The organism is Nocardia sp. GCM10030253, assembly GCF_042675075.1.
GTDB lineage: Bacteria > Actinomycetota > Actinomycetes > Mycobacteriales > Mycobacteriaceae > Nocardia.
In genome coordinates this window covers 254,946-280,300 of sequence record NZ_JBHTDL010000007.1, presented here as the reverse complement: position 1 = coordinate 280,300, position 25,355 = coordinate 254,946, and the positions used below count along the sequence as shown (strand labels likewise).

General features: G+C 66.0%; 23 protein-coding genes. 12 read left to right on the top strand and 11 right to left on the bottom strand.

Going from position 1 to position 25,355, the window contains the following annotated elements:
* Positions 1–19 precede the first annotated feature (19 nt).
* The 5 genes from ACFQZZ_RS17315 to ACFQZZ_RS17295 are packed head-to-tail and all read right to left on the bottom strand — an operon-like array spanning position 20 to position 4,968.
* Entirely contained in the window at positions 20–1,063 is a 1,044-nt protein-coding gene (locus ACFQZZ_RS17315) for an NAD-dependent epimerase/dehydratase family protein (RefSeq protein ID WP_378681193.1), read from the bottom strand.
* Positions 1,060–1,332, bottom strand: a complete 273-nt coding sequence (locus tag ACFQZZ_RS17310; protein WP_378681190.1) for a hypothetical protein — start codon at positions 1,330–1,332, stop codon at positions 1,060–1,062. Before ACFQZZ_RS17310 ends, ACFQZZ_RS17315 begins: the two co-directional genes overlap by 4 nt.
* Positions 1,329–2,993, bottom strand: coding sequence for a fatty acid CoA ligase family protein (locus ACFQZZ_RS17305; RefSeq protein WP_378681860.1), 1,665 nt, complete (start codon positions 2,991–2,993; stop codon positions 1,329–1,331). The genes ACFQZZ_RS17310 and ACFQZZ_RS17305 overlap by 4 nt, the downstream gene beginning before the upstream one ends.
* A 2-nt stretch (positions 2,994–2,995) precedes the next feature.
* Positions 2,996–3,910 carry a hypothetical protein gene (locus ACFQZZ_RS17300; RefSeq protein WP_378681187.1) on the bottom strand — a complete coding sequence of 305 codons (915 nt, stop codon included), beginning with the start codon at positions 3,908–3,910 and terminating at the stop codon, positions 2,996–2,998.
* Positions 3,911–3,918: 8 nt separating this feature from the next.
* Positions 3,919–4,968, bottom strand: coding sequence for a 3-oxoacyl-ACP synthase III family protein (locus tag ACFQZZ_RS17295; RefSeq protein ID WP_378681184.1), 1,050 nt, complete (start codon positions 4,966–4,968; stop codon positions 3,919–3,921).
* Positions 4,969–5,647: 679 nt separating this feature from the next.
* Between ACFQZZ_RS17295 and ACFQZZ_RS17290 the strand changes: the two genes are divergently transcribed.
* Positions 5,648–7,141 (top strand): flavin-containing monooxygenase, encoded by a 1,494-nt coding sequence (locus tag ACFQZZ_RS17290; RefSeq protein WP_378681181.1) that lies wholly within the window; start codon positions 5,648–5,650, stop codon positions 7,139–7,141.
* Positions 7,142–7,145: 4 nt separating this feature from the next.
* On the opposite strand, the gene ACFQZZ_RS17285 is transcribed toward ACFQZZ_RS17290, so the two are convergent.
* The gene (locus ACFQZZ_RS17285; protein ID WP_378681178.1) at positions 7,146–7,823 is read right to left on the bottom strand and encodes a TetR/AcrR family transcriptional regulator; all 678 of its coding nucleotides are present in this window, start codon (positions 7,821–7,823) and stop codon (positions 7,146–7,148) included.
* A gap of 113 nt (positions 7,824–7,936) precedes the next feature.
* On the opposite strand from ACFQZZ_RS17285, the gene ACFQZZ_RS17280 reads away from it, so the two are divergent.
* The 3 genes from ACFQZZ_RS17280 (at position 7,937) to ACFQZZ_RS17270 (ending at position 11,082) form a co-directional block, all read left to right on the top strand.
* Positions 7,937–8,809, top strand: a complete 873-nt coding sequence (locus ACFQZZ_RS17280; protein ID WP_378681175.1) for a metal-dependent hydrolase — start codon at positions 7,937–7,939, stop codon at positions 8,807–8,809.
* Positions 8,806–9,879, top strand: coding sequence for a PDR/VanB family oxidoreductase (locus ACFQZZ_RS17275; RefSeq protein ID WP_378681172.1), 1,074 nt, complete (start codon positions 8,806–8,808; stop codon positions 9,877–9,879). The genes ACFQZZ_RS17280 and ACFQZZ_RS17275 overlap by 4 nt, the downstream gene beginning before the upstream one ends.
* A gap of 228 nt (positions 9,880–10,107) precedes the next feature.
* The gene (locus ACFQZZ_RS17270) at positions 10,108–11,082 is read left to right on the top strand and encodes a short-chain dehydrogenase/reductase (protein WP_378681169.1); all 975 of its coding nucleotides are present in this window, start codon (positions 10,108–10,110) and stop codon (positions 11,080–11,082) included.
* A gap of 46 nt (positions 11,083–11,128) precedes the next feature.
* Here ACFQZZ_RS17270 and ACFQZZ_RS17265 read toward each other — a convergent pair whose 3' ends face one another.
* The gene (locus tag ACFQZZ_RS17265; RefSeq protein ID WP_378681167.1) at positions 11,129–11,812 is read right to left on the bottom strand and encodes a TetR/AcrR family transcriptional regulator; all 684 of its coding nucleotides are present in this window, start codon (positions 11,810–11,812) and stop codon (positions 11,129–11,131) included.
* A gap of 151 nt (positions 11,813–11,963) precedes the next feature.
* Between ACFQZZ_RS17265 and ACFQZZ_RS17260 the strand changes: the two genes are divergently transcribed.
* Both ACFQZZ_RS17260 and ACFQZZ_RS17255 read left to right on the top strand, forming a co-directional pair.
* Complete coding sequence (locus ACFQZZ_RS17260; RefSeq protein WP_378681164.1) at positions 11,964–13,535, top strand: succinic semialdehyde dehydrogenase; 1,572 nt, start codon at positions 11,964–11,966, stop codon at positions 13,533–13,535.
* Positions 13,536–13,577: 42 nt separating this feature from the next.
* Positions 13,578–14,408, top strand: coding sequence for an SDR family oxidoreductase (locus ACFQZZ_RS17255; protein ID WP_378681161.1), 831 nt, complete (start codon positions 13,578–13,580; stop codon positions 14,406–14,408).
* Positions 14,409–14,495: 87 nt separating this feature from the next.
* Here ACFQZZ_RS17255 and ACFQZZ_RS17250 read toward each other — a convergent pair whose 3' ends face one another.
* Positions 14,496–15,290: a putative protein N(5)-glutamine methyltransferase gene (locus ACFQZZ_RS17250; protein WP_378681158.1), complete on the bottom strand. Its 795-nt coding sequence runs from the start codon at positions 15,288–15,290 to the stop codon at positions 14,496–14,498.
* A gap of 58 nt (positions 15,291–15,348) precedes the next feature.
* The gene (locus tag ACFQZZ_RS17245; protein ID WP_378681155.1) at positions 15,349–16,221 is read right to left on the bottom strand and encodes a YdcF family protein; all 873 of its coding nucleotides are present in this window, start codon (positions 16,219–16,221) and stop codon (positions 15,349–15,351) included.
* Positions 16,222–16,503: 282 nt separating this feature from the next.
* On the opposite strand from ACFQZZ_RS17245, the gene ACFQZZ_RS17240 reads away from it, so the two are divergent.
* The 6 genes from ACFQZZ_RS17240 to ACFQZZ_RS17215 all read left to right on the top strand — a co-directional run bounded on the left by ACFQZZ_RS17240 (position 16,504) and on the right by ACFQZZ_RS17215 (position 23,684).
* On the top strand, positions 16,504–17,358 hold the full coding sequence (locus tag ACFQZZ_RS17240) for a bifunctional 5,10-methylenetetrahydrofolate dehydrogenase/5,10-methenyltetrahydrofolate cyclohydrolase (RefSeq protein WP_378681152.1): 855 nt from the start codon (positions 16,504–16,506) through the stop codon (positions 17,356–17,358).
* Between the two features lie 154 nt (positions 17,359–17,512).
* Complete coding sequence (locus tag ACFQZZ_RS17235; RefSeq protein ID WP_378681149.1) at positions 17,513–18,628, top strand: hypothetical protein; 1,116 nt, start codon at positions 17,513–17,515, stop codon at positions 18,626–18,628.
* A gap of 51 nt (positions 18,629–18,679) precedes the next feature.
* Entirely contained in the window at positions 18,680–19,669 is a 990-nt protein-coding gene (locus ACFQZZ_RS17230) for a TauD/TfdA family dioxygenase (protein WP_378681146.1), read from the top strand.
* 618 nt (positions 19,670–20,287) lie between these two features.
* Entirely contained in the window at positions 20,288–21,541 is a 1,254-nt protein-coding gene (locus ACFQZZ_RS17225; protein ID WP_378681143.1) for a lipase family protein, read from the top strand.
* Between the two features lie 372 nt (positions 21,542–21,913).
* Positions 21,914–22,675, top strand: coding sequence for a DUF4239 domain-containing protein (locus ACFQZZ_RS17220; protein WP_378681141.1), 762 nt, complete (start codon positions 21,914–21,916; stop codon positions 22,673–22,675).
* Positions 22,676–23,063: 388 nt separating this feature from the next.
* Complete coding sequence (locus ACFQZZ_RS17215; RefSeq protein ID WP_378681138.1) at positions 23,064–23,684, top strand: hypothetical protein; 621 nt, start codon at positions 23,064–23,066, stop codon at positions 23,682–23,684.
* Positions 23,685–23,706: 22 nt separating this feature from the next.
* Here ACFQZZ_RS17215 and ACFQZZ_RS17210 read toward each other — a convergent pair whose 3' ends face one another.
* Positions 23,707–24,045: a response regulator transcription factor gene (locus ACFQZZ_RS17210; RefSeq protein WP_378681135.1), complete on the bottom strand. Its 339-nt coding sequence runs from the start codon at positions 24,043–24,045 to the stop codon at positions 23,707–23,709.
* The gene (locus ACFQZZ_RS17205; protein WP_378681132.1) at positions 24,042–25,277 is read right to left on the bottom strand and encodes a sensor histidine kinase; all 1,236 of its coding nucleotides are present in this window, start codon (positions 25,275–25,277) and stop codon (positions 24,042–24,044) included. The genes ACFQZZ_RS17210 and ACFQZZ_RS17205 overlap by 4 nt, the downstream gene beginning before the upstream one ends.
* Positions 25,278–25,355: the final 78 nt, after the last annotated feature.

Here is a 25,355-nt window from a genome sequence, read left to right as displayed (position 1 = left end):
GTCGACAAAGATCGCGACGCTATCGCAATGTTTTGGTGAGTTCGACGACCCCACCCTGAGTTTCGAGCCAGGAGAGAAACCTGGCCAGTCCGGTGTCGCGGTCGACGATCGGCTGGTAGCCGAAATCGCGTGCGGCGGCACCGGTGTCGTAGGTTGCCGAGCGAGTCATGAGCGCGACGGCATAGCGCGACAGCGGCGGCGACCAACGGGTCGCGATGGCCGGGATGCGCCAGATCGTGTCGATCACCTTCACAAGGGTGTTGAGCACGCGCCTGTTCGGCTGCCGGGTCGGCGGTTGATAGCCGAGATCCGTCGCGACGGAGCCGAGGAACTCCCACACGTTCGTCTGCTCGGCGTCGGCGATGAAATACGGCTTGCCGCTCACTGCCTCCGACTCGGCGGCCTTGACGCAGGCTTCGACGATGTTGTCGACGTGGCACAGCGAGGCATACACCGCGCGGCCATAGGAGAGATCGGGCAGCTTGCCGACGGCTGTACGGCTCAGCAGCCGCACGATCGGACCCGACCTGTCGCCTGCGCCCCAGATCGCCCGTGGCCGCAGCGCACAGGTACGGAAACCTGGTGCGTCGGCTGCCAGTACCGCGCGTTCGGCGGCGGCCTTGGTCTCGCAGTAGAGGTTCAGATACCGCCGGGGATAGGGCAACGACTCGTCGACATCGATCAGGTCGCCGCCGTCGTAGTCCATCATCGCGCTCGGGCTGGAGATGAACACGAACCGCGAGGCCCCGCCGCGCCGCGCCGAATTCAACAGCCGCTCGGTCGCTCGAACGTTCTCGTCCCAGAACTGCTCCCGGGTGCCGCGTTCGTCGACACGTGCGGCACTGTGGAAGACGACATCGATGCCGGTGGTCGCCCGGATCAGCGAGGCCTCGTCGCTCAGATCGCCGACAATCACCTCGATCTTGTCGCGCGCCTGGCCCAGGTCGGCGAGATTGCTCGACCGCCGCGCCAGAATCGCCACCTCGTGCTCGCCGTCGTCGACCAGCCTGCGTACCAACGCGCCGCCGAGAAAACCGGACGCACCGGTCACCAGTACTTTCATCGCGCCACCTCCTGTGTCGCCCACCAGGTCATGCCGAAGATCTGGGTCAGTAGGGCGGTCTCCACCGTGGATCGGCCGGAACCCTCGGCCGCGCGCAGCGCCGCCGGAATCTGCGCCGCGTGCACCACGACGCTGAGGAACAGATCGATCCACCACACGACCCGCAGCAGCCGATTGTCTGGTGCGCTATCGGTGGCCACCGCCACGGCGCCCGCGGCCAGGTACAGCCAGCCGAGCACCGGAATCGACCGTAATGCCAAGGTTTTCATCGGGAACCTATCTGCTCGGTAGCCCAGACCGTCAGCTGTTCGCGCCCGATCTTGGCATTGTGGCGAATGTCGACCGGGAACCCCGGGTGGACCAGGAAGTCGCCGATCGGCCGGGTGAGGTCGGATTCCGCGGCGCGCGCCCGCAACCGCGACACGACAGCGGCGGCGTCGATGCCCGGCTTTGCCTCGACGCAGAGCACCGGCTGCTGCGCACCCCGCTCGCCGACGCCGACAAGCGCCGTCCTGGCCACGCCCGCAACGGTGTTGAAGATCTGCTCGACCTGAACGGTGAACATCGGCCCGTCCGCGGTGACGACGCGCTGACTCTTGCGCCCGCAGAACCAAATTCGCCCTTGCTCGTCGATCCAGGCCAGATCCCCCGTGCGGTGCCAGATCACGGCACCGTCGACGATTTTGCCCGCGGCGTTGGCCGACTCCGGCCAGTAGTAGTGCGTGCTGACATTTGGTCCGGAGACGACGAGTTCACCGATACCGCGCGAGGTTTCGAGTTCCCCGGCCAGTTCCTCGACCCGCTCCCATGTCGGAATCGGGTCATCGGTGATGGCGACCAACCGTGCTTTCACCCGATCGGCGGGTCGCCCGATGCAGGTGCCGTCGCCGCGGTGGGCGCGATCGACCAGACCGTCGAACAGTTCCCGAGATTCGATGGTGGACATGGGCAGCGCCTCGGTGGACCCATACCCCGCGTACACCAGGGCGTCTTCGCGCAGCACGGCGCGCAACCCGGCAATGCACCAGTCGGGCACCGGCGCGCCACCCGAGTAGATGCTGCCCAGCGTCGGCAATTCGACCGCGTGCTCTTCCAGATATCGCAGCAGCGGGATGAGCAGCGCGGGGGAGGCGAACATGGTGCGCACCCCGAACTTCGCGATCGCGTCGACCACGTGCGCGGGATCGGTGGAGCCGACCTTGCTCGGGATCAGCGGCGGTAGTACGCACCGGGATCCGAGCAGCAGATCGAGAATGCCGACGAGCGGCAATGTGATCAGTGAGGTATCGGGTGCGATGTGGCCACGTGCCGCGTCCACCTGTTCGACCATCGAAGCCAGATTGCCGTGCGTGAGTTCGACCGCCTTGGCCGGTCCCGTACTGCCGGTGGTGAATCCGATGACAAGCACATCGTCGGCGGCCGCGCGCGTGCGAACCGGCGCGACACCAGTGGGCTTCCGCTCCCACTCCCGTAGTGTCGGGCCGCCCCAGAACCAGCGCTTCCCGACGGTGAGGGTGGTGCGCACCCGCCGGAAGCTGCGCCGGAACAGCACGCGCAACGCTTGCGCCTGCGGAATCCCGATGAACGCCTCGGCATCCACCGCGCGCAAGCACCGCAACATCCTGCGCACGCCCATGCCGGGATCGATCACCACCGGGACGGCGCCGATCTTCAGCAGCCCGAACAGGATCGCGTACAACTCGGGACTGGGCAGCACCAGCACGATGGTGCGGGTACCGTGCGTGACCCCGGCCGCGGTCAGTCGTTCGGCGATCGCGTCGGACCAGTTGTCGAGGTCACGGTAGGTGAGGTGTCGGTAGGCGGGCAAGCCATCGGGATTCTGCCCGTCGGGGTAGATCACCGCCTCGCGATCCGGTTCCGTGCGCGCGAACGCACGGAACCGGTCGATGGCTTCCCAGTAGGTCGCCATGGTCACGCGGGCGCCCCCACGAGCGCGGGCAGTCGGTACAGCGCCGCTGCCGCCGACGGACCAGCGCCCGCCGCGACGAACAACAGGTGCGTGTACCCATCGAGCGTCTGCTCCGCGACGGCCTTGTCATAGGCCAGCGGCAGCGCCGCGGTGTGCGGATCACCGTCGGTCAGATCCGGTGTGCGCACGGAATCCAGTTCGATACCAAGGGATTCCGCGAGGCGCAACGGGAAGGCCTTGCTCGGTGTCGAGGCGACGAGTGCGATGCCGGAGAGGTCGGTCAGCCCGGCCTCGGTCAACGCGGACGCCGCTGCCACCAGTGCGGTCTCGAGCAGTCGATCCTCGAAACCTTCCTCCCGCACGACGGTCATCAGGCTGCGACCGACGGAGCCCATGGTCGCGGTGTCGACGTAGGCCTCCTCGCCCGGACTGCCCTCAGCCGTGGTGGTATGCACGGTGCCGAACCCTTCGGGCTCGTCGGTGTGCTCCAGCAGGAGCGCGGCTCCCGCGGTGGCGTAAGGGAATTCGTCGTCGGCGACCGACCTGGTCTGAGACGGGTGGGTGTCGCCCGAGACGATCAGCACGTGCTCGGCGCTGCCGGTCTCCAGGATGGAACTTGCCACCTGGACGGCATTGAGCACGCCGACGGCGCCGTTCAGCAGGTCGAAGGAGAACGTCCGCGGATCGTCCTTGCCGTATTCCAGGCCGATGCCCGCGGCCTTCTGGATCAGCGCGGAGACCGCCGGTTCCACGGTGTTGGAGTCACGGAAGATTCCTGCATTGATGAGCACCCCGACCTGGTCGGGGCGAACCCCCACGCGCTCGAGGCTCTGCCGTGCCGCGCGACCACTGTTCTCCACAATGCTGTGGGTATCGGTTGCGCGGCTGATTCCGGTGGATTTGATGCGCACGCCCATGGCTGACCTCAGACCTTCAAGGAGGAGATGGTGGTGGACAGGAACCCGGTCACGATGCCGGAGGCGGCCGGGAACATCAGCAGCTTCGCGCCCGCCGGGATGTTCTGCTCGCTCAACTGGTCGTGCAGAACGATGAAATGCGAAGTGGTGGAAGTGTTTCCGTATTTTTCGATGACCCGGAGATCCGGCGGCATCGGGTGCTCGAACTCGCGCTCGCAGATGGCGTTCATCCACGGAATTGCGGCAGCGCCGAACTGGTGGTGGATGACGTAATCGAAGTTCTCGTCGGCGAATGTGCGGCCGTGCGCCTCGAGATAGTTGCGCTGGCTATCGGTGCCGAGCAGGAATCGATCCTCGTTGTGCATCTTGCGGTTGTCGGTGTACATGGCGACACCCTGGCTCTTGTCGCTCGGCATGCCCATACACAGATGCGAATATTCCGAGGCCGTCATCAGCTCGATGTAGTGGATCTTGTCGGCGTCGTCGACCGCCCGGTCCAGCACGATGGCGGCGCCGGAATCGCCGACCGACAGTGAAGCGAACTGCAGATCGTATTTCTCGGAAATCTCGTTGACGGCAGTATCCGAGATGGGAGTAATCGCCTCGCCGCTCACTACCATGCCATTGCGAACAGCGCCGGAACGGATCATCCGGTCGAGTATGTAGGTACCGGTGAGCATTCCGGCGCACGCATTGGAAACGTCGAAGGTAATTGCTTTCTGCGCACCGATCCGCTTGCCTATCGCCGAGGCGAACGAGGGCTCCATGTACACGCGGGTGGCGTCCTTACTGCGGGTGATCGACGCCGAGATGATGATGTCGAGATCCGCCGCTGCGTACTGTGACCTGGAGAGACAGTCTTCCGCGGCATTGAGGGCAATGGTGAAGGAGTCCTCATAGCTCTCCGGTCGAGTGTCGTGCACACGACGTTCCTTGACTCCCGTGATTTTTTCGAGATCGAACGTAGGTGGTTCCTTCAGCCGCGAGATCAGCTCCTTGGTAGTGACAATATTCGAAGGGAGATACGCGCCGATGGATTCGAATCGAGAATGCGACACTTGCGCTCCTGGAAATCGTTGACAGATACGTTCCGGATCTTCTCTGATCTTCGGTGCTGCGGAACATTACCCGACAGTAACTAAGGATGGGTATATGCGCCTTGGCGAATCCTTCTGGGACAGTTGAATTTTGAGAGTGTCTGTACCGTGAGGTATCACCAACTCCAGATCAACTGGCTATGGCCGACGGCGGTGATCGCCGCGGCATTCGGGCCCTGCATGCGGTGGCGCATCAGGCGAAGTTCTCGCCGACCTCGGTGCTATGGCGAACTTGCGGCTACCGTTGAGTTCGGTGAGTATGCATGGCGTCAGGCGGGAGTGAAAGATGCGTGACTGTGAGTGACTTCACTACGAATCATCCCTGCGCGTACCGGACGGTCTGGGGCGACCGGCACTCGTTGTCGAATCATCAACTATGTTGTCGCCGAACCCAACCCGACCCGGCGTTATCTCACGACCGTCCGCGACCCGTAACTCCGACCCCCCTCGCAAGGCGGTCGATGCGCAGTGGCACCCTTGTGCGTCGGCATCGCTGGTCTCTGGAGCGAGCCTGGGGCGACGGGAGTTTCCGCCCAGGGCCGACTGATCCGAGAATGCCAATCCGGCCGATAGGCTGGATGTACTGCGGCGCGCGCCGGGGGCGTAGCGCCGGAACCGCCGATGACGGAGGACTGGATCCATGACGATCGCGGGCGAGCACATTGATGTGCTCATTGTCGGTGCCGGACTGTCCGGCATCGGCGCGGCTTACCACCTGCAGCGGGCCTTTCCACAGCGGACCTACACCATCCTGGAGAGCCGCGACGCGATCGGCGGCACCTGGGACCTGTTCCGCTATCCGGGAATTCGCTCCGATTCGGACATGTACACCCTCGGCTACCGGTTCCGGCCCTGGTTGGGGGAGAAGGCGATCGCCGATGGCGACGACATCCTCCACTATCTGCGCGACACCGCCGCCGAGGCCGGCATCGACCGGCACATCAGGTTCCATCATCGGGTGGTCCGCGCCGAATGGTCCTCGACCGAGACTCGCTGGACTGTGCGGGCCGAACGCACCGATACCGGCGAGACCGTCACGCTCACCGCCGGATTCCTCATGTGCTGCTCCGGCTACTACCGCTACGACGAGCCCTACACGCCGGATTTCGCGGGTGTCGAGCGCTTCGGCGGCCTGGTCATCCACCCGCAGCATTGGCCTACCGAGCTCGATGTCGTGGGCAAGCGGATCGTGCTCATCGGCAGCGGCGCCACCGCAATCACTCTCGGACCCGCGCTCACTCGGCAGGGCGCGCACCTGACCATGCTGCAGCGCTCGCCGAGCTACATCATCTCCGCGCCCACGCGCGACGACCTGGCCGTCCGGGTGCGCAAGTTCCTGCCCGCCCGCGCCGCCTACGCGGTCGCCCGTGGCAAGAACGTCGCGCTGTCCACCGCGATTTATCAACTGAGCCAACGCTATCCGAGTTTCATGCGAAAACGGATCCGGGGCTGGCAGCAGCGCTGGCTGCCGCCCGGCTATGACATCGACACCCACTTCACCCCGAGCTACAACCCATGGGATCAGCGACTGTGCCTGGCGCCCGACGGCGATTTCTTCCGTGCGATCCGCAAGGGTGAGCTGGATGTCGTCACCGATCAGGTCGACACCTTCACCGAGAGCGGCCTGACGCTGGCTTCGGGCGCGACCCTGGACGCCGACATCGTCATCACCGCGACCGGGCTCAATCTGCTCGCCTTCGGCGGCATGGACCTGGTGGTGGACGGCCGCCCGGTGACTTTGTCGGAAAGGATGGCGTACAAAGCCATGATGTTGTCGGATGTGCCGAACTTCGCCTACATCATCGGTTACACCAACGCGTCGTGGACGTTGAAAGCGGACCTGGTCTGCGAATACGTCGTCCGCCTGCTACGCCACATGGACGCTCATGGATACGCCAGGTGTACGCCGGTGCGCGATCCGTCGGTCGGCGAGGCGCCGCTGTTCCTGAACTTCAATCCAGGCTATGTGCAGCGCGCGGCAAGCCAGTTCCCGATCCAGGGGACCAAGGCGCCCTGGCGGCTCCGGATGAACTACCTACGCGACCTGGTTGCCCTACGGCACGGCAAGATCACCGACGGTGCCATGAGGTTCGCGCGAGCAGAGCGGCGTGACTCGGTGTCCACCACGGGGTAGTCGGTCAGTTGGCCGATTGATCGGCCAGCGGTTCCGAGGAGCGTGCAGCGGCGATGTTTCGAATCACGCTGGTCGCGTGGTCGTCGAACCTTTGCTGTGGCATGTCGATGGTCCCGTCCAGCCATGGGCGGTACATATAGGCCATCGCACCGAAGATGGCGTTCGAGTTCAGGGCGTTGTCGAAAGAATCCGGTGGTGGCTGCCCGTCGGTGCCCGGTCCGATCGTCCAGGCGATCGGAGTGGTGAACTGTTCGATCAGCTCGTTGCCTCGCTCGCCGAGCACCCGCCTGGCCTGCGACTCCACGAACATGATCCGTCCGCGCCGCCGATCTTCCACCAGATAGTCGGTGAACGCCGAAATCGCATGGCGGAAAAGCTTTTCCGGCTCGGGCGGTGCGGTGGCCAGTGCGGCGAGTAGTCGGTCGCGGGCGCCCTCGACCACCGTCTCGAGTGCAGTGGTGAACAAGGTGTCGAGGTTCGGGAAGCTCTCGTAGAAGTAACGCTCGGTCAGCCCGGCCTGCCTGCAGACGCCGCGCATGGAGGTCTCCGACGCGCCGATGGTCGCCATGAGCTCGATGGCGGCCTCGATGAGCTGTTCGCGGCGCGCGGCGATCCGGTCGGCGGGCGGCCGGCCACGCCAGCGGCGCATGCCCGGTATCGATCCGTCGGATTCGTCGTCCATGAGTCGATCCTCCCACGACCGAGAAGTTGACATCATGTGATGTTGACATCACTTGATGGCAGAAATACATTAATGGTGCGGTTTTGCAGGACCGAGACGTGAGGACCACCCAGATGAGCTCTGTCTACGCCGATCAGGCGCACGCCATCAACGCGCGCGACGTCGACTTCGATTTCGACACGGTGCCTATGCATTACATCCCCGGTGAGGTCATGGCGACCCACATCATCAACGTGATGCACCTCGTATTACCCGAGGGCGAGCGTGCGATGGCGCAGGCGCTTGCCGAAGCATTACCGCTGATCGACGACGAGCGATTACGCGAGGAGGTCCGCGGCTTCATCGGACAGGAGACCATGCACGCGAGCTCCCATGAGAAGGCTCGCAACCAGCTCGAGCGGCTCGGGCTCGACGTCGGGCCGATGGTGGAGCGGGTCGGTTGGTTGGTCGATCGGGTGCTCGGCGATCACGGACTGACCGGCCGCGCCAAGCGCGAATGGCTGTGTGAGCGACTGGCGCTGTTCGCCGGTATGGAGCACTACACCGCGGTCATCGGCGAATGGCTGTTGACCAACGACAAACTCGCGGCCAAGGGGATGCATCCGGCGATGCTGGATCTCATCCGCTGGCACGGTGCCGAGGAAGTCGAGCACCGCAGCGTGGTCTACGACGCGTACATGTACGTCGACGGCGGATACGGTCGCAAGGCGCGCCAGGCGCTGATCGCAAGCACGGGATTGCTTGCCCTGTTCGTCATTTCGAGTGGTTACCTGTATCAACGTGACCCGTCGCGGAACAAGGGGCGGTTCTGGCCGCTGCAGTTGGCGAGTGCGTCGCTGCGCGGCGTGGTGCCGAACTTCGCCACCTTCTTCACCGAGATACCTCGCTACCTCAGGCCGGGCTTCCATCCCTCGCAGTTGGGCCCGATGGACAACGCGCTGCGCTACCTCGCACAGTCGCCCGCAGCACGGGCGGCCGGCGCATGACCGCGCAGGTCGGCACGCAGTACCGACCGGGCGCCGGGCTGCGGATGCTCGCGTCCGCGGTGGATGCGTATCGCCGCGTCTTCGTGGAAGGTGAAGCCGCGCAGCTGCTTTCCCGCCCGCAGCCCGTGCGGCACTCCGGATTCGATTTCGACGTGATGATCGAGCAGATCGAGCAGGAGGCCGACGGAGTCGTCAGCGTGACCCTGCGCGACCCGGACGGCGGGCAGCTGCCCGCCTGGACACCCGGCGCCCATATCGATGTGTTCCTGCCCTCGGGGCGACAGCGGCAGTACTCCCTCAACAGCGACCCGGCCGATCGAAGTGCGTATCGGATCGCGGTGCGCTACATCGCGAATGGTGAGGGCGGCTCCCGGGAGATTCACGAGAATCTTCGCGTCGGTGATCGACTGGCCGTGCGTGGCCCGCGCAACGCGTTTCCGCTCGTTGCGGCGCCCGAGTACCTGTTCGTCGCCGGTGGCATCGGGATCACGCCGATCCTTCCGATGGTGATCGCGGCCGAGCGCGCGGGAATACCGTGGCGGCTGATGTATCTGGGTCGGTCCCGGTCCCGGATGCCGTTCCTGTGCGAGCTGGCGCAGCTCACCGGCGGTGACGTGGTGGTGCGGCCGGACGACGAGTTCGGCGTGCCGAATCCGCGGATGATTTTCGAGCAGACACCTACCGGCGCCGCGGTCTACGTTTGCGGCCCGCCCGCGCTGGCCGAAGCGGCGCGCGAGGTATTGTCGCTGCACGATCCGTCCGCGTCACTGCACACCGAGCGGTTCTCGCCGATACCGGTGCGCGATGGCGATCCGTTCCATCTGTGGTTGCGGCGCAGCGGGATCCACGTCGATGTAGCCGCGGACGAGTCCACGCTCGCGGCGATCCGGCGGGTGCTGCCGGGTGTCGCGTACTCCTGCCAACAGGGGTTCTGCGGGACCTGCCGAGCAGAGGTGTTGTCAGGCGAGGTCGACCACCGCGACCGGCTGCTGCTCGACGGCGACCGCGACCGCACCATGCTGACCTGCGTATCACGCGCGCGCGGTGGCGAACTCGAACTGGATCTATAAACCGTTTCGACCTGTCCGCCGGGTGAGATCTGGAACCGGCTGAACCTGTGAACTCGGCGGGCAAGGGTGCCCGCCGGGAGAGGAATGCATGGACCACGGTGCCGGTGGCTGCCATCGCTACCATCGGACGGCGGATGGCGCTACCGCCGTTCGGTATCCGAACGGGAGTTCCGAGTATCGGCGTTGCACAGGGCGATTCGACGCCGAATCCTATGATGTGGGGGTTTGATGAGTAGCTTTGTGTTCGGCCTGGCCCGTCAACTGCTGACACTGTCGACAAGCCCTGCTGCCGAGCTGCAGGTGCGTGATCGGGTGGTGCTGATCACCGGTGCGGGCACTGGCATCGGACGTGCACTGGCCGAAAACCTTTATCGCGCGGGTGCATTCGTGGCGCTGATCGATATCGATGAGAACGCTGCGGCGCGCGTCGGCCGATCGATGGGGGAACGGGCACTGGTGGTGCGTGCCGACGTCTCCGATCGGATCGGCATGCGGGAGGCCATTTCTCGGGTTCGCGAGCGGTTCGGCCGAATCGACGTCGTGGTCGCCAATGCCGGGGTAGTGCCGGAACCTGCGACGATCAGAACGATGAACCCGGCCGATTTCGATCGGGTCATCGGCATAAACCTCACGGGTGTGTTCAACACCGTGCACCCGGCACTGGACGATATTGTCGCGGTCGGCGGTCACGTGGTCGTGGTGTCCTCGGCGGCGGCATTCGCGCCCGGCATGGCGGGATCTCCCTACATGGTGAGCAAGGCCGCCGTCGAACAATTCGGCCGCGCGCTACGGGTGGAACTCGCCGCGGTCGGCGCGACCGCGGGCGTCGCCTACTTCGGCATTGTCGATACCGCCATGACCCGTGGCACGCTCGACGAGGACGAGCTCGGCGAGGAGATCGGCGCGCTGTTGCCGTGGCCGCTCGATCGTCGAATCACCGTGGCCGCCGCAGCCGAATCCATCGCGCAGGGCATCGCCCGCCGGGCGCCACGGACGATGGCCCCCGTCCAGTGGGAGCCGTATGCCTTGCTGCGCGGCGCGGTCAATGTCGTGCTCGATCAGTTGCTCGCCGACGACGAGCGGGTTCGTGACCTGATCAACCGCGTCGAAGCGCGGCATGTCGAGCGTCGGCAGTCGAGCCAGGTGCCCGCGTCGGGGAACGCTGCGATGCGGCCGACGCCGGATGGCGAGGCGAGGTACTGAGGAAGCTGCCCGGCGATACCGCTGTGGTAGGTGGGCCGGGACCGGATCAGGGCGCGGGCGGGAAGATGCCGGGCAGGTCCATCGCGTATTCCAGATCGGCGCGGGTGCCGAGTGTGGTCAGTAGGACGCGGATCATCGTGAGTCGTGCGGCCGCAACAGTTTCCTGGTCGGGCTCGGTACCGGGCTCGGTACCCGCGGAGATGCGGTAGACCACGTATTCGCAGACGTGCAGTGCGGCGTCGAGGTCGAGCGGGGTCGGGACGGGGCGGCCAAGCTCGGTGAACTTCGCGGCGACGAGGGCGCGGATGTCGTCGAGGGCGCGCTCCCGGTAGGCCGATACCGGTGAGGCCGGATCGTGCAGTTCGGCGAAGAGTGGGCGCAGCATCGCGCCGTGGCCGCCGGCCCAGTCGAGGTAGGCGTCGATGAGTCGGATGCCGAGTTCGACGGGCTTGTCGGTGTCGGTCAATGCTCCGCGGATGCCGTCGACAAGGCTGTCGTTCGATGCGTCGAGCAGCACGTGCAGTGGTTCGGTCGCATTGCCGAAGTATCGATAGAAGGTGGGGCGGGCCAGCCCCGCCTGCTCGATGATCTGGGCGACGCTCAGCCCACGTGACCCGTTGCGCGTGAACACTTCCGCGGTGGCGAGCACGATCCTGGCGCGGACCTCCTCGGCCTGCTCCTGGGTCTGCGGCGGCCTGCCCCGCCGGGCGGCTGCGGCGTCAGTGGACATGGTGATGCCTCACAAGTGCGAGCTCGACATGCCTGTGGTCCACAACGGAGAGCTTGACACGAGACGCCTCATACCTATTAATCTAACACTAGTGTTCAGTTAATAGGTGGAAGCGCTCGCCGCCTCCGACCGTCCCACGAGAGGGCCGATAATGACGACCGCCCCACAGCTGGCTCCCGCCGATGCACTACCGCAGTCGCTGGTACAGCCATTGCTCGCACGTGCCGTCGCGGGCGGTGCGCCCGCGGTCGAGGTTTTCGCGCCCGCCACCGGCCGCAAGATCGCTGATCTGCCGCAGTCATCCACCGCCGACATCGAGACCGCTTTCGCGACGGCTCGCGAGGCCCAGCGCGCGTGGGCGCGGCGACCGGTGCGCGAGCGGGTCGCGGTGCTGCGCCGCTTCCACGACATCGTGCTCGCCGAGCAGGGCACCATCCTCGATATTGTGCAGACGGAGGCGGGTAAGTCCCGTGCGCATGCCTTCGACGAGGTCGGCGACGTGGCGGTGAACGCGAGGTATTACGCGTCGGTCGCCGAGAAGCTGCTGGCCACCCGCAAGCCGCGCGGCGTGCTTCCGGTGCTGACGCAGGTCGATGTGCGGCACCGTCCGAAGGGTGTTGTCGCGGTGATCTCGCCGTGGAACTATCCCTTGGCGCTGGCCGCCTCCGATGCGCTGCCGGCCTTGGTCGCGGGCAATGCCGTGGTGGCGCGCCCGGACAACCAGACCGCGCTCACCGCGCTGTGGGCCATCGACGCCGCCGAGCGTGCCGGTCTGCCACGCGGGCTCTGGCAGGCGGTGCTCGGCCGCGGCTCGGTGATCGGCGGCGAGGTGATCGCACGCGCCGATTACGTCGACTACACCGGTTCGAGCGCGACCGGCCGCACCATCGCGCGGCAGGCGGGTGAGCGGCTGATCGGGTATTCGCTCGAGCTCGGCGGCAAGAATCCGCTCCTGGTGCTCGCGGACGCAGACGTCTCCCTGGCGGCCAAAATCGCGATTCGCGCCTGCTTCGCCTCGGCGGGACAGCTGTGCGAATCGATGGAGCGAATCTATGTGCACGACAAGGTCTACGACCAGTTCGTGACGGAGTTCGTCGGACATGTCCGCGCGATCCAGCTCGGCGCCGACCTCGACTTCACCGGTGACATGGGCTCTTTGACCTTCCAGCGCCAATTGGACACCGTCAGCGCACATGTCGACGACGCGGTAGCCAAGGGCGCGACCGTGCTGGCAGGTGGCCGCGCGCGTCCCGACCTCGGCCCGTACTTCTACGAGCCGACCGTGCTCGCGGACGTCCGCCCCGGTATGACCGTGTACCGCGAGGAGACCTTCGGTCCGGTCGTCTCGATCTACCGTGTCGGCAGCGACGACGAAGCCGTCGAACAGGCAAACGACACCGCCTACGGTCTCAACGCCAGCGTCTGGACCAAGGACACCGCCCGTGGCCGAAAGGTGGCCGCGCGCATCAACGCCGGGTCGGTGAATGTCAACGAGGGCTTCATCGCGGCATGGGGCAGCGCCGACGCGCCTTCGGGCGGGCTCGGCATCTCCGGGACCGGACGCAGGCACGGCCCTGAGGGCCTGCTCAAGTACATCGACACCCAAACCATCGCCGTGCAGCGGGTGCTGCCCATCGCGCCGCTGCCCGGCATGTCCGAGGAGCTGTGGGCGAAGACGATGACGCTCTACTTCGGGGTCATGAAAACACTGCGTCAGAAGTAGAACTGCGCGCCGGAAATAACTTTTCACCATCGACACAAGGACATGGAATTGGACACGGTTGCGGGTAAGAAAGTCCTGGTCACGGGTGCCGCGATGGGCCTCGGCAAGCTGTTCGCCGAGCGGGCCGTCCGGGAGGGCGCCGCCGCGGTGGTGCTCTGGGACATCAACGAGGTGGGGTTGAAGGACACTGCCGTCGAACTCACCGCACTCGGCGGCGACATTCACCAATACGTCGTCGATGTGGCCGCCCAGGATTCCATCGGCGAAGCCGCCGCCGCGGTGCGCAGTCAGGTCGGCGATATCGACATCCTGGTCAACAATGCGGGCATCGTCCGCGGCAACAGCTACTTCTGGGAAACCACGAATCGCGCCGATATCGACAAGACGATGGCGATCAATTCCCTTGCCCCCATGTACATCACGCTCGAGTTTCTGCCCGCTATGGTGGCGGGCTCCGGCGAGGCCCGGGTGCTGAACATCGCCTCCTCGGCGGGTTTGGTGTCGAACCCGCGGATGAGTGTCTACGCCGCGTCCAAGTGGGCTGCGCTGGGATGGTCGGACTCGGTGCGCATCGAGCTCGAGCAGGCAGGCCACGACCACGTGAAGGTCACGACGGTCTGCCCGACCTACATCAACACCGGAATGTTCGACGGCGCAAAGGGATTCCTGTTCACGCCCATCCTCGAGCAGGACGAAGTGGTAGACACCTCGTGGCGGGAGATGAAGTCGGGCAACCCGCTGGTCATCTTGCCGTGGACCTCCCGGCTCAACAAGGCGATCTCGGGCCTGCTCCCGATCAAGTTGCGCGACCTGTTCCTCGACACCGTCGGCGTCTACCACTCCATGGACGAATTCACCGGCCGCAAGAAGTAGGCGCGGCAGCTGCCGCCGCACCAGCACCCGGACCCGGCGTAGACCGAGACGTCGGCGGTCCGAAAAGTCCTTCCGGACGTCCGAGGCCTAGTGGCGGGTGCCGATCACGACGGTGGCATACAGGTCCTCGGATTCCGCGACGCGGGCCGCGAACCCGTGTTCGGTCAGCACCGCGGTGGCGATCGACGCTTGCGCCTCACTGGATTCGACCAGCAGGTGGCCGCCGGGTGCCAGCCACGACGTGGCGTCTTCGACCACTCTGCGGAAGATGTCGAGGCCGTCGGTGCCGCCGTCGAGCGCCGAGCGCGGTTCGTAGTCGCGTGCCTCCGGGGGCATCTGGGCGATCATCTCGGAGGGGACGTAGGGAGTGTTCGCGAGCAGAATGTCGATCCGGCCGCGAAGCTCGTGGGGGAGGGGCTCGAAGAGGTCACCCTCGTATACGGTCGCGCCGATCGGTGTGAGGTTGCGACGTGCGCATTCGACTGCGGCGGGTTCGATATCGGCTGCGGCAAGGTCGATCGCCAGACCGGCTGTGGCCAGCGTTGTCGCCAGTGCCAGCCCCAATGCGCCAGAGCCGCAGCACAAGTCGACGACAACAGGGCGCTCGTATGCGCGAGCGAGCTCGGCGGCCTCGTCGACCAGGAATCCGGTGCGCTGCCGGGGCACGAACACCCCGGGCGCCACCGCGACGCGCAGCCCGTGGAACTCGGCCCAGCCCAGCAGGTATTCCAACGGCATGCCCGACACCCGTTGAGCGACCAAGCTCTCCAAGTCGGCGCCGGTTTCCGCGGCAGCGGCGGTCAGCAGCGCGGCCTCCTCTTCGGCGAACACGCAGCCGGCCGCACGCAGCCGCACGACCAGATCGGTACTTTCCGTTGACATCACCCGGACATCCTGCCGTGTCGTGCGCAGCCGGGGCCAGCCGATATCCGGTTCAGTGCTAGCGGGCGGTGGCCAACTGGAACGTGCGGGTGGCGTCGAGGTAGATCCCGCGCTGGGACTGCCTGGCGGGCGGCGGTAGCTGCGACACCAGTTGTTCCAGCGAGGTGGTGGCGCCGACCACACGGGTTCCCGCGACGATGAAGTCGGCGACCGCGCGGCGAATATGGTTGGGGGAGGTCACCACAACCGCGCTGTTGGCGCCGATATCACGCAGCATCCTGGTGCTGAACAGGGCGTTCTGCACTGTGGATCCGGCTCGGTTCTCGACATGGACGCGGTCCGCCGGCAGACCCCTGCCGACCAGCCAGTTACGCATCGCCTCGGCCTCGGTAATGCCGTTCTGTGGATTGCCGCCGGTAACGATCACCGGTGAGAAAGGCGAGGCGACGGCCTGCAACCAGGCCGCGGTCAGCCGGTTCACCAGCTCGGGGCGCAGCGAACCGTCGGGCAGCAGGCCATACCCGAGCGCGACGATTCCGGTTTGCGGGCCGACGATGGCGGGCAGCGGATTCGGCAGGGTGCCGACCGCGGCGCCGATCGCGCCGAGCACGTTGTTGGTGCCATGCGCCATCGCCGGATCCACGGCGTTGAGTCGCGCCATGGCATCGGCCATGGCGGGCAGATCGCCTGCGTAGTGGGACCAGATGGCCTGCAACGACAGGGCCTCGGTGTCGAAGGGGTCCGCGCCGATCAGTTCGCGCAGCTCGGCGCGGCCCGCGGCGTCGTCGCCGTCGGTGAAGTTGCGTTGGGCGGAGTTGTAGAGGGAGTCGGTGTCCGGGGCCGCCTGCGCGGGCGCGCCTGCGAGACCGGTGATGGTGATGGCCGCGAACGAGGTCGCGATCAGTGTTTTCCAATGCCTCGAGATCTTCACTACAGTCGACACCTTTCCACGCATAAAACGGGGTTTTCGGTACGTCAGCTGACAGTTAGCCGGGGGCAAGCACACAACACGATACGGCTGGTACAGGACATATACGTGTAATTGCCAGCCTGAATCGGCGGTTTCTTTGCGGCATCCAGGCAAACCGCTAGCCCGGGTGATGGCCGCTATCGGCGCAACAGTGCGCTGGATGAGCGGCTGCCTCGCCGCCGCGCGGCCAAGTGCGGGCTGCGGACGGATTGCGTCCGGCTGTGACCATTAGGGTGGGACACCGTGGATACCGTTTCGCTGTCCGGCAAGGAACTCGCCGCCGCCATCAACGCCGACACCAAGGCGCGCGCCGCCGCGCTGACCTCGGACGGCCCCGCGCCGCGCCTGGCCTTGATCGTGGCCAACGACGACCCAGCAAGCGCCTGGTACGTGAACTCGCTGCGCAAGGCCGCCGAACGCCTCGGAATCGCCTGCGACACCGTTGACCTCGGCGCCGACGCGAGCGCCGACACCATCCGCGCCGAACTCGCCACCCGTGGCGCCGACCCGGCCACCGACGCGATCATGCTGCAAACCCCGCTGCCCGCAGGCGTCACCCTCGACGACGTGAGCTCCTCGATCGTCGCGACCAAGGACGTGGACGGCGTCAGCCCGTTGTCACTCGGCCTACTCGCCAGCAACCTCGACGGCTTCGTCCCCGCCACGTCCGAAGCCGTCGTCGAACTGCTGAAACATCATGAAATCCCCCTCGCCGGTCGGCATGTCGCCGTCGTCGGCCGCTCGAACATCGTCGGCAAGCCCCTTGCCCAACTCCTTCTCGCCGAAAATGCCACCGTCACGATCTGCCATTCCCGCACCACCGACCTCCCCACCACCACTGCCGCCGCCGACATCGTCGTAGCCGCCGCGGGCCGCATCGGCCTGGTTACCGGCAAACACATCCGCGAAGGCGCAGTAGTCATCGACGTCGGTACCAATGAAGCCCCCGACGGCAAAATTGTCGGCGACGTAGCCGCCGACTCGGTCCGCGACAAGGCCGCCGCCCTGAGCCCCGTCCCCGGCGGCGTCGGCCCGGTCACCACCGCCTTGCTCATGCGTCACGTGGTGACGGCCGCGGAAAACGCACGCCGCGCCTGAAACCGACTGCGGCGGAGGATTCAATTCCTCTCAGCTCCACTGAGTCGCTACAGTCAGCGCCACGCCGCGAGATCTATGACCGGGCAAGGGAATTCGTCGGGGTGGTGAGGGGCAAGCTCCTGCGCGCGGCCTTGTCCCGGGATACCCTTCAAGTATGGGTACCTCGGTTTCAGCCCCGCACCCGCCAGTGGCGGTATTCCGGGGATTGAGGGACGGGGGCACCGTCCCGAACCTGAGTGCCGGTGTTCAGGCCGAGGCGCGGCGGACCGCGGTGGCGCTGGCCGAAGTGCCTACCCACGCCGGTCCGGTCGAGCGCACCACAGCCTTACAGCGAGCGGTTGCCGCTGCTGGCGAGTTGGTGAGCGTTCTGTCGGCGGAGGCAGAGCCGGTCGTCGGTGAGAGTTTGCCCGCAGAGTCGGTGAGTCAGTTGTTCTTTCGGGTCCGTGAGGTGGACCTGTCTGATCAGCAGGCGGCCCTGCATGGTGTCCTGGTCGCCTATCGCGGTCTGCGAGACCTGTGCAGAGCTCCGCTGTCGGGCGCCGACTTGGCGGTCGAGGTCGCGGGTATGCGGCAGGTCGTGCTCGACCTGACCGGTGCCGCGGTATCCGAGGGCCCGCCCCTTGACGCCCTGCCGATTCCAGCTGTGGCTGACGGAGTCTCGTTGGAGAGTGAGTGGACGGCCCGGTGGCTCGTCGGGCACCAGGTGCACGTGCTGTTCAACATCTGCGCGGCGGTCGCGGTGACCGATGCCGCGCATTATCTGCGTGACGGAGCGGCCGACGCCGCGTTGGCGCGGCTCGAACATGCGACCACGTACGTGCGCGGCTTTCCCGCGGCGATGACCCACGCCAGCACGATCCCGGTCGACTACTACGTAGCGACCATCCGCCCCACTATGCAGCCTCCGGATGTAGCGATCCCGTTGAGCGGGCGCCAGCATCGCGGTTACAAGACGTTCCGCGGCGCGATGAAGGACCTGCTGAGAGTGGTTCCGGACTCCTACGAGCAGTTGGTTGCCCGCGATCCGGAACTTGCCGCGGCCCGGGACGCTTTGCTCGAGGCCGACATTGTGGACAGCGAACGTCATGTCACGCTTGCCTATTCGATGGTGCGGCTGCGCCGCTCCATCGCACAGTTGCCCACCGGCCCGGACAATGCCGTCGGCGAGCTTCGACTGATGCGGCACCGACGGGCGGCCCAGTACGCGCCACTGATCAGATTCGGGGACCACTACATCGCTGACGCCGTGTCAGCCCTACGGCACTCATGAGTAGTCGAAATCGGCGCCCTGACGCTGGGGCGCCGACCAGGAAAGAGCGCTATGCACGAGATCGCCGATACTGCTGTCGTCGACATCGCCGACCTGGAGTTGGCCCCCGCTGACACGGCCGAGGTCGACCACCTGGCTCGTACTCTGTGTGCCGGTCAGCACGACCAGGTGGACGCCCCCGAATGGGTGGCACGCGCCCGGGATGCCTGGGATGCGCTGCCACTTCCGCTGCGGCGCAGCGTGCGCCAGTTCCGGCGGCGCTCGGGACTACGAGGGTCGCTGGTTATCCACGGCCTGCCGGTCGACGAGGCGATGCTGCCTGCCACGCCCTCGGTGCCGGATTCGGTGCAGCGTGCAGCGTCGGTTGCGGCGGCGGTGCTCACCATGGTTGCGTGCGGGCTCGGCGACCCCGCCGCGTACCTGGCCGAGAAGTCCGGTGCCCTTGTGCAGGATGTTGTGCCGATACGTGGCAAGGAGACATTCTCGGGAAACGCCGGTTCGGTTTTGCTGACCTTCCACAACGAGAACGCCTTTCACCAGCACGAACCCGACTACGTGCTACTCCTGTGCCTGCGTGCCGATCACGATCGGATCGCCGGTCTGCGCACCGCCTGCACTCGTGAAGTGCTGCCACTGCTGACGGCAGCCAGCCGGGAAGCGCTGTTCGCACCAGAATTCGTCACTGCACCGCCGCCCTCTTTCCCTCCGGACAGCGGAGCGCGCTCGCCGCAGCCGGTGCTGTCCGGAGCGGTCGAAGACCCGGACATCCGGATGGCCACGATCGCGACCACAGCGCTGACGCCGCGGGCCGAAGCGGCACTGGCCGAATTCGGCCAAGCCTGCAACACCGTCGCCCGCACCACGAAGCTCACGCCCGGCGACATGGTCATCGTGGACAATCGGGTAACAGTCCACGGCCGCACCGCATTCCAACCCCGTTACGACGGAGCAGACCGTTGGTTGCAACGCACCTTCGCCGTCGCCGACCTGCGCCGCTCCCGCGACCATCGCCCACGCGACGGCTACATCCTTACCCGGTAATCGTTGCCGCAGAGGAGCGGCGGACCGGCGGAGCGGCGGCCCGATAGGCACGGATCCCGCACCCTCAGCGTCAACCAATTCACGGCTTACGACATGGTGTTGGGGTTTTGACCGCGATTCATTGTGGTGATCGATATCGAGAGCAATGCAGCGTCCGTCGGCGGAATAGTCGGCGACGTCCGTGCAGACTCGGTCCGAGGCAATGCCTCCACGCTGTTCTGGCCCCGGCGGCGTCGGCCGGTCATCATCGCCCTGCTCAGGCGCCATGTACTAACGGCTGAGGAGAGCATCCGCACCTGAAAAAGATTCTTGCTCAACAGGACTCGATTCAGTGGCGTGCCGAGCCTTCCCGACACGCGGCGCGACGCGACGGTAGTGGCTGTCGATGTTCGACGGTGACGGCGGCATCGCCAGCGAGTTCCCCACCCTGGTTGATCCAGGTTGTGATCCAGGACCGGCCTGGGTACTGGTCCGAGCGCTGCGGATGGCTTGTCGGAGCACGCAAAGCGATATTCGCCGCCCACCAGAAATGTGGTCATGACGATTACCCGATGGACCGTTAACGTCGGGTGTGAGTTGAGATCGCCTGGGGGACAACAGAATGAGAGATATCCAGTAATGAACGAGGTATTGCGCCCGCGTTCGCGGTGGCGGCGCACCGTGGCGATGTTGGCGACACTGGCTGTGCTACCGATGTTTTCGTTTGCCGAAGGACCGGCGGCGCGCGCTGATACCGCCCTGCTGTTGCCGACGGACGACCCGTTCTACCGTGCCGCGGGTTCGCTGGCGAATATCGCACCGGGGACCGTGCTGAAGACACGAACCGTCGGGCTCGCCCCCACGGGTACGCAGCTGCCGCTCGAGGCCACCCAGGTGCTGTATCGGACAACCGGGCAGCGCGGTGAGCCCGCCGCGACGGTGGCCACCATCATCCGACCGCCCACGACTTCGGGCGTGCTTCGAATCGTGTCGTACCAGGGCGCTTACGATGCGCTCGGCGCGCGCTGCGATCCTTCCTACACACTGCGCGGCGGCGGGGCACTCGCGGTGGCGGACACGCCGCTCTTTGCGGCCTACCTGGCGGCCGGATTCACCATTGTCACAAGCGACTACGAGGGTACGGAGCTGGCCTACGGGGCGGGACGCAAATCGGGATACGCCACGCTGGACGGTATCCGCGCCGCGTTGAATGCCCTCAGCGCCCCGTCATCGACGCCGGTCGGCATGTCCGGTTTCTCCGGTGGTTCGATCGCTACCGAGTACGCGGCGGAACTGGCGCCGACCTATGCGCCCGAGCTCGATATCGTGGGTGCCGCGATAGGTGGTTATCCGGTCGATCTCGCCAACACCGTCGCCTACATCAATGGCAAACAGGACTGGGCGACGATACTGCCGTATGTGCTGGAAGGCTCGGCGCGGGGATTCGGCATCGATATGACTGCCTACCTGTCGGATTACGGCAAGCAAGTGTTCGCTCAGGTCGCAGACCAGTGCGCAGCCGACGGTCCCAAATTCCCTGGCCTGCGGATCGAACAGCTACTGCAACCGCAGTATCAGGATTACCGTTCCGTCCCAGCCTTCGCGCCGATGATCGAACAGGGACGCATGGGCAGCACAGGCACCCCGAAAGGTCCACTGTTCCTCGGCGGCGGCAATTCCGACGGGATCGGTGACGGTGTCATCGTGGCTGCGGACGAGCGCGCACTGGCCGCCGAATACTGCCGCCGTGGTGTTGCGGTTCGCTACGAGGAATATCCGGGCGCCGACCATTTCGTGAGCGGTGCCTTGTTCAACTCGGCCACGCTGCCCTTCCTGCAGGCACAATTCGACGGCAGGCCGTTCGACAGCGGTTGCGCCGCACTCACCCGGTGAATATCGCACCACCCATGAATGCTGAAGGGGGTGAACCGAATCAAGTTCGGGCCCCTCGACATTCAACTCACATCGTATTGCGTGGGCTTCGTGCTGGGGGCACGCTCTAGCCATCCGACGGTGCCGGCCCGGGCCGTGCCCTCAACCTGTGAGCGCCGGTCATTCGGGGACTTGGCCTGGCGGCGGGTTACGAGGACGGCGCTACACCGATGGGAGTGGCCGTTCTCGCAATCGCGTCATCCTTCGGGCCCGCCGCCCCGAATACCTGTTGATCGAAGCTTCCTCCGATCGCGCTCCGAGGGTATCCCTCGGCGGTTCTTGACCTATGTCCGAGGCACGCATGTCGGTCGTGCGGAAGGTGGGATCGCTGATATGGCAAGGGAATTGATCGTGGCGGTCGGGGTTGCGGCCTTTGCGGTTCTTGTGTTCGTGCTGGGAGACCGGCTGCGGCCGGACTCGTGGCGGCAGACAGGTGACGAAGCCGCCGGGACACTGGTCTTCGATCTGATCAAGACGTTTTTCGCGGCGACGGTCGCCTTCGTGATAATCATCTGCTGGCAGCAGTACCAGACCGCGCGCAGTTACACTGTCGCCGAGGCCAAGTCGCTCATCGACACCTATACGGCGGCGCACGCCATGCCGGATCCCGAGCATCGTCGGATCCAAGGCTTGGTGCGTGACTACACAACTCAGGTCGTCGACCAGGAGTGGACTGTGATGGATCGCGACGGTCACCTCAGTCAGCAGGCCCAAGATACCCTCGATACCCTTCGCGGCAACGTGGATTCGATGCGGTCGACGGACCCGTATGTCACCAACCTGCGCGCCACTGCCTTGGCGAGCCTCGACCGGGTCGCTGGCGCACGTCACGATCGTGCGCTCGCTGTGGGGTACGGGATTCCCGGATTCCTATACCTGGCCTTGTATTTCGGCACAATTCTGCTGCTGCTGAGTCCGGTGTTGTCCGGTGTTCGGGTCACCAAGCGCAGCGTCCTGATGATCGCGTTGCTCGGTGTCGTGGTCGGCGCCGCGATTCTGGAGATCCACAATCTGGACCACCCGTTCTCGGGTGGGAACGCTGTCCCGAAAGATGCCTTCGAGTTGGCGCTATCGCGCTACCAGCAGATCACGTAGCGAGTGTGTTCGACGCTCGGAAACAGCACGGACCAGCCGACGGATGGGGTATCTGCCAATGGCATTCGGAACCGGTGTGCCGCGAATACGAAGGCGTACAGGCTGTCTGCGCGTCGCGGCTTCGCTCCCGTTAGCGGTGGTGCTGCTCGCGGGCAGGCTATCGATCGCTGCCGCCGACCCGCCGCCGCCGTGGCAGCCGCTCGTCGACGGCATCGCGACCGGAAGTGCAGCGCAGGAAGCCACTCATGGTCCGACCGGAGGTGGGGATTCTGGAACATCTTCGAGTCTCGGCATCCCTGGCATCTCGACTGGAAGTGCGGACCCTGCAACCGCCTCGAGTTTCGGCGTGTACGGTGTTTCGACTGGAAGTGCGGATGCCGCAACTGCTTTGAGTTCAGGCTCGCTCAGCGTGCCGATCGGCGGTAGGCCGGTCGGCACCGGCAGCGCCGAACGACCACTACTGGCTGCGGATCCCGAAGTGGCTGCGGCGTCGGTCAGTTCGGCCGAGACGCTCGGCCTCGACCAGGGCAGTGTCGAGCTGGCGTGCACCGGCAGCGCTGCCGTCGGTGCCACAGGAGTCCTCCTCGGGCTGGCCACCGGCAGTGGAACGGGCAGTGCGCTGATCGGCTCCGGCTCCAGCGGCGGATCGGGGCTCGGCAGTGTGGTCGTCGGCAGCGCCGCCACTGGCAGCGCACTGTTGACATGTCTGCTCTTGTTGCCGGGCAGCCCGCCGCCCGCGCCGGGCATTCCGCTGCTGCTCGCCCCACCACCGGTCATACCGCAGCTCTCCGCAGTCACCGAGCCCGCGCCCGAGCCTGCCGCCGCACCCCCGATCACGGTGGATAGACCGGTCATCGCATCGTCACCCTGGCTCCCACACCCGACGACCGCCGAACCCACCGCAGATGCGATTCCCTGGAACGTGCTGGAGCTGATGGCGTTGCTGGTGGTGACGGTGTTCGCGGTGCGCAGCAGGTCGACGGGTGACCGCAGCCGATGCGACGGGTAGTGCGACGAACATGCTGGACGACTCAGTCGTCGGCGTCCCGGATGATGAGGGCCAGTCGCAGCGCGCGTAGCACCATATCGTCGGAGTCGAAGGTCGTCAGCACGACGATGCGCGGCGGACTGCGCCAGGTGAGGATCTCGGCGGTGGCACTCAACCCGTCGCGGTTGGGCATCCGGATATCCATGAGCACGACGTCAGGGTGCCGCTCGCGGATCACCTCGACAGCTTCGGCGCCGTCGGCCGCCTCCCCGACGACGAGTAGTTCGTTGTCGCCTTCCAGGATGAGCATCAGCGCGGCACGCACGAGTTGGTCGTCATCGACGTCGACAACCCGAATCGTTGGTAGCACAGCGGAATTCATCGGTTCTGCTTCCCATTCGAGGTATGCCACGGCAGTGTGGCACGCAGCAGGAAGCCGCCGCGCTCGTCAGCGCCGAACGACAGTGCGCCGCCGATCAATTCGGCGCGTTCGGCAAGGCCGAGCAGGCCGTATCCGGACGCGGGCGCGGAAGCGGCGGGTCGAGGGGCTCCGGAGTCGAGGACGGTCACCGTCAGTTCCTGTCCCGCGCAGCCTTCGATGCCGACCCACACCGTCGCGCCCGGCGCATGCTTACCGACGTTGGTGAGACCCTCCTGCACGATGCGGTAGGCGGTGCGAGCGCTTGTCACGGGCGGCTCACCGGCCGTGTTGTCGGTGAGCGTGACGGCCATGCCCGCGATGCGCGCATCGGCGACCAGGGTGGGGAGCGCGGCGAGTGAGGGTTGCGGCGGCTCCGGAGGGTCGGTGGCGGTCAGCTCGTCGGCCCGCAGCACCCCGAGCACATCGCGTAGTTCCTCCAGCGCCTGGCGCGAATTGTCGGCGATGGTCTTCGCGATGGCCACGACCTGGTCGGTGGCCAGGTCGGTGCGATAGCTGAGCACTCCGGCCTGCATGGCGACGAGCGAAATCCGGTGTGCGAGCACGTCGTGCATTTCGCGGGCGATCCGGTGCCGTTCCAGAATCCTGGCCTCGGCGGCGCGAGCGACCTGCTCGCGTTCGGCTATCTCCGCTCGCTGCTGCAGCGACCACACCACCTCGCGGCGCGCGCCGATCGCGAAACCGATCGCCACGATGCCTGCCGCGGCAATGATGAGGAAAATCAGCGTGGACCAGAACGATTGCGGCGTCCCGGCGGCCTCCGGGTTGAGGGCCGGGTAGAGGGCGGTGATCGCCAGCCCAGCGAGCACGTTGCCTACCGCGACGGGGACTATTTCCGCATAACGTCGCCGCGTCGCCAGCGAACACTGCGCCAGCGCTGCGGCTCCGCTGGCCGAGGTGGACACGGCGGAGGTAGCCGTCACCACGGCGGCGACAATGACCGGATAGCGGCGGCGGAACATGACCAGGGCCAGGCAGATCGCGCCGATGATCGGGTCTGCCACGAACAACCACCCCGACAGCCGCGGATCGATGTCCGGGGGCAGTGCGTTCGCTGTCACGATCCACGATGCCGCGCCGATCCCCACAACGACCACCAGTCGCCAGCTCTGCTGCCACACCCCAAGCGGTGGCGGCACCGGACCTGGGCGCATGGATGCGATGCTATCGGTCACCGAGCCAGGATTCTCGCTCGACCCGGTGCCGCACAACCGACTTGGGTATATAACCGGTTCGCCCAAAGTATGACCCGC

Coding starts and splice junctions, on each gene's coding strand:
- ACFQZZ_RS17315 (WP_378681193.1), bottom strand. CDS start 1,063: ATGAAAGTACTGGTGACCGGTGCGTCCGGTTTTCTCGGCGGCGCGTTG.
- ACFQZZ_RS17310 (WP_378681190.1), bottom strand. CDS start 1,332: ATGAAAACCTTGGCATTACGGTCGATTCCGGTGCTCGGCTGGCTGTAC.
- ACFQZZ_RS17305 (WP_378681860.1), bottom strand. CDS start 2,993: ATGGCGACCTACTGGGAAGCCATCGACCGGTTCCGTGCGTTCGCGCGC.
- ACFQZZ_RS17300 (WP_378681187.1), bottom strand. CDS start 3,910: ATGGGCGTGCGCATCAAATCCACCGGAATCAGCCGCGCAACCGATACC.
- ACFQZZ_RS17290 (WP_378681181.1), top strand. CDS start 5,648: ATGACGATCGCGGGCGAGCACATTGATGTGCTCATTGTCGGTGCCGGA.
- ACFQZZ_RS17285 (WP_378681178.1), bottom strand. CDS start 7,823: ATGGACGACGAATCCGACGGATCGATACCGGGCATGCGCCGCTGGCGT.
- ACFQZZ_RS17280 (WP_378681175.1), top strand. CDS start 7,937: ATGAGCTCTGTCTACGCCGATCAGGCGCACGCCATCAACGCGCGCGAC.
- ACFQZZ_RS17275 (WP_378681172.1), top strand. CDS start 8,806: ATGACCGCGCAGGTCGGCACGCAGTACCGACCGGGCGCCGGGCTGCGG.
- ACFQZZ_RS17270 (WP_378681169.1), top strand. CDS start 10,108: ATGAGTAGCTTTGTGTTCGGCCTGGCCCGTCAACTGCTGACACTGTCG.
- ACFQZZ_RS17265 (WP_378681167.1), bottom strand. CDS start 11,812: ATGTCCACTGACGCCGCAGCCGCCCGGCGGGGCAGGCCGCCGCAGACC.
- ACFQZZ_RS17260 (WP_378681164.1), top strand. CDS start 11,964: ATGACGACCGCCCCACAGCTGGCTCCCGCCGATGCACTACCGCAGTCG.
- ACFQZZ_RS17255 (WP_378681161.1), top strand. CDS start 13,578: ATGGAATTGGACACGGTTGCGGGTAAGAAAGTCCTGGTCACGGGTGCC.
- ACFQZZ_RS17250 (WP_378681158.1), bottom strand. CDS start 15,290: ATGTCAACGGAAAGTACCGATCTGGTCGTGCGGCTGCGTGCGGCCGGC.
- ACFQZZ_RS17235 (WP_378681149.1), top strand. CDS start 17,513: ATGGGTACCTCGGTTTCAGCCCCGCACCCGCCAGTGGCGGTATTCCGG.
- ACFQZZ_RS17230 (WP_378681146.1), top strand. CDS start 18,680: ATGCACGAGATCGCCGATACTGCTGTCGTCGACATCGCCGACCTGGAG.
- ACFQZZ_RS17225 (WP_378681143.1), top strand. CDS start 20,288: ATGAACGAGGTATTGCGCCCGCGTTCGCGGTGGCGGCGCACCGTGGCG.
- ACFQZZ_RS17220 (WP_378681141.1), top strand. CDS start 21,914: ATGGCAAGGGAATTGATCGTGGCGGTCGGGGTTGCGGCCTTTGCGGTT.
- ACFQZZ_RS17210 (WP_378681135.1), bottom strand. CDS start 24,045: ATGAATTCCGCTGTGCTACCAACGATTCGGGTTGTCGACGTCGATGAC.